General features: G+C 71.6%; 10 protein-coding genes. 6 read left to right on the top strand and 4 right to left on the bottom strand.

Translation table 11 applies throughout. The annotated features are described in order from the left end of the window. The first annotated feature begins 46 nt into the window (after positions 1-46). Positions 47-403: a hypothetical protein gene (locus ACTMTJ_RS37965; RefSeq protein WP_441223547.1), complete on the top strand. Its 357-nt coding sequence runs from the start codon at positions 47-49 to the stop codon at positions 401-403. Here ACTMTJ_RS37965 and ACTMTJ_RS37960 read toward each other — a convergent pair. Beyond that, the gene (locus ACTMTJ_RS37960) at positions 384-1,067 is read right to left on the bottom strand and encodes a TIGR03089 family protein (RefSeq protein WP_441223614.1); all 684 of its coding nucleotides are present in this window, start codon (positions 1,065-1,067) and stop codon (positions 384-386) included. The genes ACTMTJ_RS37965 and ACTMTJ_RS37960 overlap by 20 nt on opposite strands. A gap of 134 nt (positions 1,068-1,201) precedes the next feature. Between ACTMTJ_RS37960 and ACTMTJ_RS37955 the strand changes: the two genes are divergently transcribed. From ACTMTJ_RS37955 to ACTMTJ_RS37945, 3 genes are read left to right on the top strand one after another with little or no spacing between them, the layout of a single operon-like run. Next, positions 1,202-2,347, top strand: coding sequence for a glycosyltransferase family 4 protein (locus tag ACTMTJ_RS37955; RefSeq protein ID WP_441223546.1), 1,146 nt, complete (start codon positions 1,202-1,204; stop codon positions 2,345-2,347). A 37-nt stretch (positions 2,348-2,384) separates the two neighbouring features. After that, positions 2,385-3,485: a mannose-1-phosphate guanylyltransferase gene (locus ACTMTJ_RS37950; protein ID WP_441223545.1), complete on the top strand. Its 1,101-nt coding sequence runs from the start codon at positions 2,385-2,387 to the stop codon at positions 3,483-3,485. A 45-nt stretch (positions 3,486-3,530) separates the two neighbouring features. Next, entirely contained in the window at positions 3,531-4,577 is a 1,047-nt protein-coding gene (locus tag ACTMTJ_RS37945; protein ID WP_441223544.1) for a hypothetical protein, read from the top strand. A gap of 605 nt (positions 4,578-5,182) precedes the next feature. On the opposite strand, the gene ACTMTJ_RS37940 is transcribed toward ACTMTJ_RS37945, so the two are convergent. The 3 genes from ACTMTJ_RS37940 to cofD form a co-directional block, all read right to left on the bottom strand. After that, on the bottom strand, positions 5,183-6,493 hold the full coding sequence (locus ACTMTJ_RS37940; protein ID WP_441223543.1) for a glucuronyl esterase domain-containing protein: 1,311 nt from the start codon (positions 6,491-6,493) through the stop codon (positions 5,183-5,185). A 524-nt stretch (positions 6,494-7,017) separates the two neighbouring features. Beyond that, positions 7,018-8,019: a coenzyme F420-0:L-glutamate ligase gene (locus ACTMTJ_RS37935; protein WP_441223541.1), complete on the bottom strand. Its 1,002-nt coding sequence runs from the start codon at positions 8,017-8,019 to the stop codon at positions 7,018-7,020. Then, on the bottom strand, positions 8,016-8,951 hold the full coding sequence (gene cofD, locus ACTMTJ_RS37930; protein WP_441223540.1) for a 2-phospho-L-lactate transferase: 936 nt from the start codon (positions 8,949-8,951) through the stop codon (positions 8,016-8,018). The genes ACTMTJ_RS37935 and cofD overlap by 4 nt, the downstream gene beginning before the upstream one ends. A 100-nt stretch (positions 8,952-9,051) precedes the next feature. Here cofD and ACTMTJ_RS37925 point away from each other — a divergent pair, with 100 nt between their 5' ends. Then, entirely contained in the window at positions 9,052-9,945 is an 894-nt protein-coding gene (locus ACTMTJ_RS37925) for a hypothetical protein (RefSeq protein WP_441223539.1), read from the top strand. A 103-nt stretch (positions 9,946-10,048) separates the two neighbouring features. Further along, on the top strand, positions 10,049-12,541 hold the full coding sequence (locus ACTMTJ_RS37920) for a bifunctional FO biosynthesis protein CofGH (protein ID WP_441223538.1): 2,493 nt from the start codon (positions 10,049-10,051) through the stop codon (positions 12,539-12,541). Positions 12,542-12,741: the final 200 nt, after the last annotated feature.

Here is a 12,741-nt window from a genome sequence, read left to right as displayed (position 1 = left end):
CACTCAGTCAGCAACCGGCTCGTGAGGCCACAGCGTCTCATTGGCCATGAGCGCGTACCTGCGGCTGACCGTCACCGACACGCTTGGCGTGTGGGTCGACGGCAACCACGCGTTCAACCCGCTGGCCAAGGTCACCCGCACCTGCTGGTACAGGGTGCCCACCGACTGGGTGGTCGACGGCGCGCTCGCGCCCGGCCGGCGCGACCGGCTCGTCGACGCGCTCTACGGACCGGGGTGGCGCGAGGGCAACGCGGACGGCTCCCGCTACGTGCTCCTCGAGGTCGACGAGAAGGTGCTCGACGAGCGTGAGGTGCGTTCGCGGCCATGGCTGAGCGACCGGGCCGGCTTCTACGTCTGGACGGCCGAAAACGCGTTTCGCGAGGTCATACCAGCCGAGTTGTGACTTTTTCGGCCGCCACCCGGTCGTCGACCTTGGCCGGGTCGAGCGCGCCGCAGAGCACCAGCGTCGCGCCACCGGCGAGCGGGGCCAGCAGCCAGTCGAGCGGGTCCGGGTGCCTCGCGGCGTCGACCAGCACCCGGTCGCCAGCGTTCAGCCCCAGCTCCGCCGCACGCACGGCCGCGCGCTCCACGAGGTCGCGGTCGCTTTGATCCGGGTACGGCGTGAAGTGGTCTCCGAAAGTGCGCACTTCGGCCACGTAATCCACAAAACCGGACGGCACTGTCCGCATCGGCAGGGCCATCGGCGCGAGCCCGAGCACGAACCGCTCGCTCGCGCCCCATCCCGCCGCGTCATTCACCCGATCGGCCGACGCGAAGATGACATCGACGGGAATTTTTTCATCCGCGACGTCGAGTCCCGCCGCCCAGCAGCCGAGGAGCACCGCCGCGGTCTGCCAGTGCGGTGGCAGCAGCAGCGCGGCCCGGTCGCCCTGATCCAGCCCCAGGCCGTCTACCAGCAGGTTCGCCGTCTTGGAGACCCAGTTGTCGAGCGTGGCGCCGGAGAGTTCGGTGCGGTCGCCGGTCGCGTCGTCGTACCAGGTGAGCAGTGGTCGGGCCGGATCCTCAGCGGCCGCGGTGGCAAAGCGTTCGATCACAATGCCGGACAGTACTCACTCCTGACTCACTCACTTTGGGAAAAGTCTTACCGTCGCGTCGCAGACAACGATGGCTCAACCGTGCGGCGTAGGCTTTACGTACGTGTTGTTGAACACAACCACAGAGCATCTCAAGGAGTCGCCCAGTGACCTCCGGTAGTCCGCCCCGCGTGCTCGTCGACGCCACGAGTGTTCCCGGCGACCGGGGCGGCGTCGGCAGATACGTCGATGGGCTGCTCGGCGCTGTCGCCAAGGTGATCGGCTCCGGGCTGGAGCTTGCCGTCGTCGCCCTCCGCACCGATGCGGAGCGCTACGCGCGGATGCTGCCGGCCGCCGAGGTGATCCCCGCCCCCGCCGCCGTGGCCCACCGCCCCGCCCGCCTGGCCTGGGAGCAGACCGGGCTGCCGCTGCTGGCCCAGCAGGTCGGCGCCGAGGTGCTGCACTCGCCGTTCTACACCTGCCCGCTGCGCGCCGGCTGCCCGGTGACGGTGACCGTCCACGACGCGACGTTCTTCACCGAGCCTGAGCACTACGACAAGTCCCGCCGCACGTTCTTCCGCAGTGCGATCAAGACCGCGCTGCGCCGGGCCGAGCGGGTGATCGTGCCGAGCAAGGCCACGCGTGACGAGCTGATCCGCCTGCTCGACGCCGACCCCACCCGCATCGACGTGGCCTACCACGGGGTCGACCACGCCGCGTTCCACCCGCCGACCGACGAGGAAAAGGCCCGGGTGCGTGCCCGCCTCGGCCTCGGCGGCAGCGGCTACGTGGCGTTCCTCGGTGCCAAGGAGCCGCGTAAGAACGTGCCCAACCTGATCCGCGGCTGGGCCCAGGCGGTGCGCGACCGCACCGACCCGCCCGCGCTGGTGATCGCCGGCGGCCAAGGGCACGACGACGACATCGACCGCGCGGTCGCCGAGGTGCCGGCCCACCTCCGCCTGCTCCGCCCCGGTTACCTGCGCTACGCCGACCTGCCCGGCTTCCTCGGCGGCGCGCTCGTCGCGGCCTACCCGTCCTACGGCGAGGGCTTCGGCCTGCCGATCCTGGAGGCGATGGCCTGTGCGACGCCGGTGCTGACCACGCCGCGCCTGTCACTGCCCGAGGTCGGTGGCGACGCGGTGGCGTACACGAGCGAAGATCCGGTCCAGATCGGGGCCGACCTCGCCGCGCTCCTGGACGACGAGGCCCGCCGGTTGGCGCTGGCCAAGGCCGGTTTCGACCGGGCCAAGGAGTTCACCTGGGAGTCGAGCGCCGAGGTGCACGTCGCCGCGTGGAGCCGCGCCGCCGCCTGAGCGGTAGGTCGTAACTCACAGCAGGCATGATGGGCTGATGCTCTTCGCCGTCATTCCGGCGGGAGGCAGCGGCACAAGGTTGTGGCCGCTGTCCCGCGCCGGTCACCCTAAGTTTCTGCATCCGCTCACCGGCACGGCCGCCTCGCTGCTCCAGGCGACGGTCGAGCGGCTGGCGCCGCTGACCACCCCGGAGCGGACATTGGTGGTGACCGGCGTGTCCCACGCCGCGGCCGTCGCCCGGCAGCTCACCGGGGTACCCGAGGAAAACATCCTGATCGAGCCGTCGCCGCGCGACTCCTGCGCGGCGATCGCCCTGGCCGCCGCGGTGATCGCGCGCCGCGAGCCGGAGGCGGTCATGGGCTCGTTCGCGGCCGACCACCTCATCGGCGATCCGGACGGATACGTGGCGACGGTGCGCCGCGCGGTGGAGGGCGCCGAGCAGGGCCTCCTGATGACCGTGGGCATCATGCCCACCCGCCCGGAGACGGGATACGGCTACCTCCAGTGCGGCGGTGGCGTCGGCGACGGCCCGATCCGCGTGGTCGAGGAGTTCAAGGAAAAGCCGGCCTACGACGTGGCGGTCTCCTATGTGGAGTCCGGCCGCTACTTCTGGAACGCCAGCATGTTCGTGTGGCGGGTCGACGCGTTCCTCGCCGAGCTCGCCCGCCAGCAGCCGGAGATGCACGCCGGGCTTCAGCGCATCGCCGACGCGTGGGAGACGCCGGCCCGCGAAGAGGTGCTCGCCGACGTCTGGCCGACCCTGCCGAAGATCTCCGTCGACTACGCGGTGATGGAGGGCGCGGCCGCGGCCGGGCTCGTCGGCACCGTGCCCGGCGACTTCGGGTGGAACGACGTCGGCGACTTCCACACGCTCGGTGACGTGCTCCCCGCCGACCCGGCCGGAAACGTCGTCGTGGGCGCCGACCCGACCGAAGACAAGCCGGGTGTGCTGCTCCGCGACTCCAGCGGCCTCGTGGTGGTGCCGCAGTCCGGCCGGCTGGTGGCCACGCTCGGCGTACGCGACCTGATCGTCGTGGACACCCCGGACGCGGTGCTCGTCTGCCCCCGCGACCGCGCCCAGGACGTGAAGAAGCTCGTCGACGACCTCAAGAAACGTGGCGACGACAGCTACGTTTGATCATGAGTGGGAGTCGGGCGTCGAGCGATGGAGCGTGGTAGACAAATGACCCTGACCTCGGTGGAGCTGGCCGTCGGGTGCAACGAGGCGAGCGACCTGTTGCCCGTCCTCTCGCCCGAGGTGCTGGCCGCGCACGGCGCTCGGCGGGCGTTCTGGACGGTGCTCGACGAGGGCACCGTCGAGCAGTGCCTGGCGCTGCTGCTGGAACGCCCGGACGGCACCTGGACGGCACACCACGCCGCGTTCGACGCCGGGATGGAGACCGGCCGCACCGAAGACGGCGAGGCCCTGGCCCGGTCCGGCGAGTGGATCTACGTGCTCGGCTCCCACTTCGGCTCCAAGGGCGGCCCGCTGCGCCCCAAGCGGGCGTTCTTCGCGCGCTTTCGGGAGGCGGACGCGGGTCGCCCCGGCGCGGCGTCCCTGCAAATCGTGCGCAACCAGTTCCGCCTACACCGGCTCGTCAACGACGCGCTGGCCGCGGCCGACATCACGCCGCTGCCGCCGGGCAACACGGTGCAGGCGAGGTTCATCGTGGAGACCATCAACAGGGGCACCGCGCGGGAGAAGAGCTGGGCCGCCCGCCTCGCCCCCGGCGACCTCCCGCTCAACGTCGAGGCGGCCGCCTTCACGCCGTCCGGCACGCTACTGCTCGGGCTCCGCTTCCCGGTGACCGAGAAGGGCGAGCCGGTGCTCGTCGAGGTGGCCGGCGTGGAGGGCATGTTCGACAGCGACCCGCGGACCTGGCCCGAGGTCGTCGGCGCGTACGCCCTGACCGGCGTCACGCCACCCGGCACGCTCGTCGGGTTCCGGGCGCTGACCGCGGTGGGCGGCGGGGCGTACGAGGCGGTGGTCGGCTCGATCGACGCGCTGGGCAAGGGCTCGGTGCTGCTCGACGACCACCCCGAGGGCGGCGACGTGACGAGCAGGCACATCCGCTTCGGCCTCCCCACACCGGACGGCAGCCGCCGGATCCCCGCGGAGCTCGTCGCCGACCTCGACCCGTTCCACAACGTCGAGGGCCTGGCCGTCGATGGCGACCAGCGCGTCTACGTAACCGACGAAGACCACCGCGTCGCGGTCTGGCTCGGCTAGAGGGTCTGAGTTTCGCTCGTCGCGAGGTGTCTCAGGCAGATTTGCCCGGGTCCGTGTCAGCTGCGGACCGCCGCTCCCGCCGGAGAACGCGCGGGTCGGCGGCGAGCTGGCGCTCGCCGAGATCCCCGACCCGCGCTGCCAGGTCCGCGCCGCAATCCCGCCGCCATGTTCGTCGTGGTCCAGAACGCCGCTCCCGCCGCCTCGCCCTGCGCGGTTGGTCGCGGTCACCCTTGCGGAGGTGGAACTTGTCCACATTGTCCCTTGCTGGGTCGATGGCGCGGGCGGACAGCGGGTTTCCTTGCGGACAGTAACGACCGCGAGGCATGCGAAATCTGCCCCTGGAAGTAACGCCAGGCGAGCCTGACTTCGTAACGTCTCTAGATCCAGCATGCCGGGAAGTGGCCTCCGTGCTGGTTGGGTTGGGGCTTGTCGCGCGGACGTGGCAGCGGGGGCCGGGGGTTTCGGCGAGCGCCAGCTCGCCGCCGGTCGCCGCGGTCTCCGGCGGGAGCGGCGGCCTGCGTGTGACGCGGATCCGGGCACATCTGCATTGAAGAAAGACCGGCCCCGGGTCTCGCGTGACGCGGGCCCGGGGCCGTGCCACACCCCTACCTGGCGGTGCAGGTGGGATTCATGCCGGTGCCGGTGCCCGTGCCTTGGAAGCCGAACTCGGTCGACTGTCCAGCGGCGACGGAGCCGTTGTAGCTGGCGTTGCTGAACTGGACCGCGCCGCTCGTGCCGCTGAGGGTGACATTCCAGGAGTTGGTGATGCTGGCGCCGGACGGCAGGGTCACGGCGACCGTCCAGCCGTTGATCGCCGCGGGGCCGGCGGTCACCCGCACCGTTGCCACGAAGCCGCCCGTCCACTGGTTGAGCGACACCGTCGCCGTGCAGCCGTTGCCGGTCGGCGGCGGGGTCGTGGGCGGGGGCGTGGTGGGTGGCGGGGTGGTCGGCGGCGGCGTGGTGGGTGGGGGCGTCGTGGGCGGCGGGGTGGTCGGCGGCGGCGTGGTCTGGCCGCCGTCGGTGAGGGTCGGCGTGGTCCAGTCCCGCCACTCGGCGAGGTTGCCCTGCTTGCGGCTGGAGATGCGGATCGTGCCGGCCGCGCTGCCGGTCTTCAGCAGGAACTTCTGGATGAACTGCTGGAGGGGCGTACGCCATTCCGTGCGGCTGGCGCAGTGCGTGCCGTCGGCCACGTCGGACCAGTACGTGATGTTGCCGCCGACACCGAGCGCCTTGTAGATCTCGGCGCCGGCGAGGGCCGCGTTGCTGCCGGAGCGGGCCGCCAGCCAGTCGATGTGCGGGTTTTCCATGATGAGGAGCCCGCGGGGCGCCACCATGCCCACCATCTCGTGGGTGTCCACCGGCAGTGCGTTGGGGTTGCCGGTGAACGAGCTGAACGCGTCGCCGAGCCACGGCTGCTCGCCGTACGCGCTGCTCAGCGGCTGCGAGCCGGACTCGCCGGGTATGCCGCGGAAGATCGGGGCACCGCCGCTGCCCGACTCGATCGGCATGGTCAGTGCGATGCGCTGGTCGAAGACGCCGATCGTGAAGGCGCCCTTGCCGTAGCGGGAGCAGCCCGTGACGCCCAGGCCGTCGGCCCGGAAGATGTTGCTGCCGGAGGACTCGATGACGTCGATGAGGCGGCTCACGCCCCAGGCCCAGGCCATCAGGATGCCGGTGCTGCTCGACGCGCCGTAGAGCGTGTAGAACGCGCCCTGCTTGTTGTTGCGGGGCGTGCCTTCCCGGCCGACGGCGAGCGGGTCGTAGTTGATGACCGCGGCGCCGGAGCTGCGTATGGTCGCGGTGTCGGCACCGAAGCCGCCCACGACGAAGACCGCCGGGTACGGCGCGGAGCCGGTCGTGGGCAGCTGGACGCTGGCCGAGAAGCTCGCGCTGCGGCCCTGGTCCGACACGTTCACGGTGATGCTGCTGGTCGAGACGGTGCCCGTGACGGATGCCGGCTTCGCGGGCTTCTGTCCGTAAACGGAGCGCTCCGCCATCTCCCTGATCTCGGCCCGGCGGCAACGCCAATCGGCCTTGGTCGAAACGCGAGTACCGTCAATCTTCCGGAACGGATCCGGGAGCCTGGCGCTGGACGTCGAAGGGCTGTTGGCCACGGGGCAGTCGGCGCCGTCGTCTTCGACGCCCACCGCCGCGTACGCGGGGGTGGAGGTTCTCGTTAACACAGCTACCGTGCCGGTTACGGCGAGCACCGCCACTGCCAGCACGATGACCGTCGAACGGAACTTAGAGCCGCCCGAGCTGATGATCACTAGGGCTCTCCTTCCGGAGCGGGGTGGTTGGGCGCGGCCATGGCGATCGATGATCTCCGATGCCAACAACGACAAGTTTCGAACGAGACACCGAAACATGTCAATACTGTTCCGAAACAGTTGCCGGCCACCCACAAGAAATCTCGCGTAGGTGCGAGACGGTCAGCCCTTCAGGAGAGCAGGACGGGCACGCCTCCCGCGCCCTCAGCGGCCAGGGCGGCCCGCAGGCGGTGCACATCCGTGCCGAAGCGCACCAACGCCGCGCTGTCCGCTTGCGGGGGAGGTGTCGCCCGTACCCCCTGGTCCGGGATGTGGGTGAAGAGCGTGCCCGGCGCGACCACGCCGGCCACCGCGGCGATCGCGCGCTCCACCGTGCCGGCGTCGGCCGGCTCCGCGGCGGGCGGCGGCACGAGCGGCAGCAGCGCGGCCTCGCGAAGGCCGGCGGCGCGCGCCTCGGCGGTGCCGAGCGAAAACATGTCGGCGGCCGCCTCACGCACCAGCGCCACCGCCCCAGGGCCGTCGTCGCCCGGCCGGGCCAGGTAGCCGCGCACGACCGCGACCGGCACCTGGTCGGTCTTTCCCTTGACCAGCTCGCTCGCGGCCGCCAACTCGTCGATGACGGCCATCTGGGTGATGTGCAGCTCGTTGCCGTACGGGTCGGTCTCGCCCCGGTGGTCGCGGAACGGCACGATCCCGGCGGCGCCGAGCGCGACGTCGGTGAGGCCGTTGCGCCACGGCCGGCCCATCGTGTCGGAGACGACCACCGCGACGTCGAGGCCGTGCCGCTCGCGCAGCGCCGCGCGGAGGGCGCGGGCCGAGGCGTCCGGATCCTTCGGCAGCAGCACGAGCCGCTGGCGGTCCACGTTGGAGGCGTCGATGCCGGCGGAGGCCATCACGAAGCCGTGGTGGGTCTGCACGATCCGGGTCTGGCCACGGCTGGCCACCCTGCGCGCGGTCTCCGCGGCCAGCACCTCGTCGCGCGCGGCGGCCCGCTCCGGCCCGTCAGCCGGCACGTCGACGAGCTGACCCTCCGCTTTGGACACAATCTTGCTGGTGACCACGAGCACGTCGCCGTCGCGCAGCCATGGCGCCGCGCCCGCGATCAGCGCGGCCAGGTCGTCGCCGGGCGAGACGTCACCGATGCCGGTGACGGGCAGGATTTCCAGGTTCACGCCAGCTCCATCGCGGCGCGCACCATCCCGGCGGTCGCCTGCTCGTCGGTCATCCACAGTGGAACAGCCCGCACCGTCACGCCCGGGACCGCCGTGCCTTCGTCGGTCGTGTCCACCAGCCAGCCGTCGAGGAGATCGGCACCGTACAGGCGGCCCACACCGGCCGCCGTGCACTCGGCGCCCACCACGGCGAGGCACTTGTCGGCCATCCCGCGCACCGGCGCGCCGCCGATGATGGGCGAGACGCCGACCACCGGGGCGGTGGCCGCCACGACCGCGTCGCGCAGCCCCGGGACGGCGAGGATCGGCGCGATGCTCACGACCGGGTTGCTCGGCGCGAGAAGCACCACGTCGGCCGCCGCGATCGCGTCGAGCACGCCGGGTGCCGGCTTGGCCGTCTCCGCGCCGACGAAGACGAAGCGCCGCGTCGGGAGGTCGCCGCGGTAACGCACCCACCACTCCTGGAAGTGGATCGCCTTCTGCTCGCCGTCGAGCTCGACCACCGCGTGGGTCTCCAGCCGGTCGTCGCTGGCCGGCAACATCCGCACGCCCGGCTGCCACCGGTCGCAGAGCGCCTCGGTCACCGCGGAGAGCGGGTAGCCGGCGGTGAGCATCGTGCTGCGGACGAGATGGGTGGCGATGTCCTTGTCGCCGAGCCCGAACCAGGTGGGCTCGGCGCCGTAGGCGGCCAGCTCACCCTTCACCGTCCAGGTCTCGCCGGTGCGCCCCCAGCCGCGCTCCGCGTCGGCGCCGCCACCGAGCGTGTACATCACGCTGTCCAGATCGGGGCAAATCCGGAGCCCGTGCATGGATGCGTCGTCTCCGACATTGACCACGGCGGTCACTTCGGCACCCACCTCGCGGGCGTACGCGCGCACGCCGACCAGGAAACGAGCCCCACCGATGCCTCCGGCAAGTACCACGATCCGCATGCCCCCATCCTCTCCCAGGCCATGGGAGCGCAGCAGTCCTACCCCGGGACCGCTAGGCTCACGGGCGCAGACCGCTTAGTCCGCCACCCCAGGGGGAGCCTTGACCACCCAACCCGAGGCCACGCCGAGCGACGGGACGTCGGCCAGCCAGTTCACCAAGCCGCTGCGCGAGCTCGCCGCCCTGGTGCTTCTTGGCGCCACCGCGGTGCTGCTCTTCGTGGGCATCCTCAACCTGATCCCGGACGGCGAGTTCGAGACCTTCACCGGCAACGCCGCCGGCAGCTTCGACCTCTTCGTCAACCTCGCCACGATCGGCCTGCCGTTCCTGGCGGTGCTCCTGGCCAACCACGTCCGGCCGGTGCTGGGCCGGGCCAAGGTGATCACGCTGGTGGCCCTCGTCCTGTACGCGGTCGCCGCGTTCTTCGGCGTGGTCTTCGGCCTCTTCATCGGCGTCGTCAAGATCGCCGATGACAGCATCTTCAACGCGCTGCTGGCGTTCCTCAGCCGGCTCGCCTTCCTGGCGGTGCTCGCCATCGCGGCCTACGCGCTGGTCCGGGTCGGCCGCGGCCTCTACTGGGTGCCGAAGCCCCAGCCCCAGCCGGGCATGTACGGGCAGCCGGCGTACGGCCAGCAGCCGGGGTACCCGCAGGGCTACGGCCAGCAGCCGGGCTATCCACAGCAGCAGCAGCCGGGCTACCCGCCGGCGTACGGGCAGCCGACCGCGGCCTACCCGCAGGCGTACGGCCAGCCGGGGCAGCAGCCGTACGGCGCCGGCCCGGCCGGTGCGCCCACCGCTCCGGTGCCGCCCATGCCGACCAGCGCCCCGCCGCAGGCACCCACCAGCACCCCGCCGAGCCAGGAGCAGCCGCCGCCGACCGAGCCGGGCCAGCAGACCCAGCTCATCAACCCGGCCAGCCAGCAGCCCTCGGCGGGCTTCCCGCCGCCCCCGCCGGGTGGCCTCGGCGACGACCCGACGCGGCCGGTACAGCGATAGCGCGACCCGCTCGGGCGCCGAAAAGATTCCCGATCGTCGTGTGGGGAGGGCAACTGCCCTCCCCACACCCCTCTTTCGGCCGGACCGCCGTAGGCTTCGTCGGGTGGCTGATCACAACGAAGCTCGGCCCACCGAGGCGAGCCTGCGACGGGCGCTACACCGGGCGGCCGAGGGACGGGCGCTCGACGTGGACGAAGCGGCCACCCTGCTGACCGCCCGAGGCGAGCGGCTCGACGATCTGCTGAGCATCGCCGGCGGCATCCGCGACGCGGGGCTGCGAGACGCGGGTCGGCCGGGCGTCGTCACGTTCTCGAAAAACGTCTTCATCCCGCTCACCCGCCTCTGCCGCGACCGCTGCCACTACTGCACGTTCGCGACCGTGCCACACCGGCTGCCGGCGGCCTTCCTGGAGCGCGACGAGGTGCTCCAGATCGCCCGCGACGGCGCCGCGCAGGGCTGCAAGGAGGCGCTCTTCACGCTCGGCGATCGGCCGGAGGAGCGGTGGCCGGCGGCTCGCGAGTGGCTGCACGAGCGGGGCTACGACTCCACTCTGGACTACGTGCGGGCGAGCGCGATCGCGGTGCTGGAAGAGACCGGCCTGCTGCCGCACCTCAACCCCGGTGTGCTCTCCTGGGCCGACCTCCAGCGCCTCAAGCCGGTCGCGGCCAGCATGGGCATGATGCTGGAGACCACGGCCACGCGATTGTGGAGCGAGCCGGGCGGGCCACACTTCGGCTCACCGGACAAGGAGCCGGCCGTGCGCCTGCGGGTGCTGGAGGACGCCGGGCGGGTGGGCGTGCCGTTCACCACCGGCGTCCTGATCGGCATCGGCGAGACGCTGGGCGAGCGGGCCGACTCGCTCTTCGCGATCCGGCGGGTGGCCCGGCAGTACGGCCACATCCAGGAAGTCATCGTGCAAAACTTCCGGGCCAAGCCGGACACGGCGATGCGCGGCATGCCCGACGCCGAGCTGCACGACCTGGCCGCCACGGTGGCCGTCGCCCGCGTCCTGCTCGGCCCGCGGGCCCGCATCCAGGCCCCGCCCAACCTCATCGCCGGCGAGTACGACCTGCTGCTGCGCGCCGGCATCGACGACTGGGGCGGCGTGTCGCCGGTGACGCCCGACCACGTGAGCCCCGAGCGGCCGTGGCCGCGGATCGAGGAGTTGGCCCGCCACACGGCCGCCGCCGGCTTCACTATGCGCGAGCGCCTGGCCATCTATCCCGAGTACGTGGTGCGCGGCGATCCCTGGCTCGACCCGCGCGTCCTGCCGCACGTGTCCGCGCTTGCCCTCTCCGACGGCCTCGCCAACCCCGACGCTCCGCTGGCGGGCCGCCCCTGGCAGGAGCCCGACGACGCGATCCCGGCCGGCCGGGTCGACCTCCACACCGAGATCGACACCCTCGGTCGCACGGAGGACCGCCGCGGTGACTTCGACTCGGTCTACGGCGACTGGTCCTCGCTCGAGGTATCCGCGCCGGCCGTCTCCTCCGCCGCACCCGTCTCCGCCGCGCTGCGGCTTGCCGCCAGTGATCCGGCCGCGCTGCTCGACCCGCGGCATGAAGAGGCCGCGATGGCGCTGTTCGAGGCCGACGGCCCGGCGCTCGACGAGCTCTGCCGGATCGCCGACGACCTGCGCCGCGAAGCGGTCGGCGACGACATCACCTACGTGGTCAACCGCAACATCAACTTCTCCAACGTCTGCTACGTGGGCTGCCGCTTCTGCGCGTTCGCCCAGCGCGAGCGGGACGCCGACGCGTACCGGCTCTCCGTCGACCAGGTCGCCGACCGGGCCGAGGAGGCGTGGAAGGCGGGCGCGACCGAGGTGTGCATGCAGGGTGGCATCGACCCCAAGCTGCCGGTCACCGCGTACGCCGACCTCGTGCGGGCGATCAAGGAGCGGGTGCCGGAGATGCACGTGCACGCGTTCTCTCCGATGGAGATCGTCACCGCGGCGAGCAAGGCGGGCATGTCCATCCGCGACTGGCTGACCATGCTCCGCGAGGCCGGGCTGGACACGATCCCCGGCACCGCCGCCGAGATCCTCGACGACGACGTGCGCTGGGTGTTGACCAAGGGCAAGCTCCCGGCCGCCACCTGGGTCGAGGTGGTCTCGACGGCGCACGAGCTCGGCATCCGGTCCAGCTCCACGATGATGTACGGCCACGTCGACCACCCCGCCCACTGGCTCGGCCACTTCCGGGTGCTGGCCGGCGTGCAGGACCGCACCGGTGGCTTCACCGAGTTCGTGGCACTGCCGTTCGTGCACACCAACGCGCCGATCTACCTCGCCGGCGTGGCCCGGCCCGGCCCCACCTGGCGGGAAAACCGGGTCGTACACGCGATGGCCCGCATCCTGCTGCACGAGCGGATCGCCAACATCCAGTGCTCGTGGGTGAAGCTCGGTGACGAGGGCACCGTCGCGATGCTCAAGGCTGGCTGCAACGATCTCGGCGGCACGCTGATGGAGGAGACGATCTCGCGGATGGCCGGCTCGGCCAACGGTTCCGCGCGTACCGTCGAGCAGCTCCGCTCGATCGCGGCGGCGGCCGGCCGGCCGGCACGCGAGCGCACCACGGCGTACGTGTTGCGCTGACGCCGTTACCTCCCCCGGGGCTGAATCGGTAGGGCGGTGGCGGCCGCGTGTGGTTCTCCCGCGAGTCGCGCGCGGCACGCCGATAAAGCCGGCCTTTTATCAGGTTCGGCTTGACGACGCACGCATTACACGCGTGTAATTTCACTGGGGTTGTTCGAATAGGATCTTCAGGTGTTCCCTAGGATTACCTGAAACTACAC

It is taken from the genome of Phytohabitans sp. LJ34 (genome assembly GCF_052068095.1).
Taxonomy (GTDB): Bacteria; Actinomycetota; Actinomycetes; order Mycobacteriales; family Micromonosporaceae; genus Phytohabitans.
Note: the sequence above shows the minus strand (reverse complement) of the source record. Positions and strands in the feature narration are given on the sequence as shown.

Coding starts and splice junctions, on each gene's coding strand:
- ACTMTJ_RS37945 (WP_441223544.1), top strand. CDS start 3,531: ATGACCCTGACCTCGGTGGAGCTGGCCGTCGGGTGCAACGAGGCGAGC.
- ACTMTJ_RS37950 (WP_441223545.1), top strand. CDS start 2,385: ATGCTCTTCGCCGTCATTCCGGCGGGAGGCAGCGGCACAAGGTTGTGG.
- cofD (WP_441223540.1), bottom strand. CDS start 8,951: ATGCGGATCGTGGTACTTGCCGGAGGCATCGGTGGGGCTCGTTTCCTG.
- ACTMTJ_RS37965 (WP_441223547.1), top strand. CDS start 47: ATGAGCGCGTACCTGCGGCTGACCGTCACCGACACGCTTGGCGTGTGG.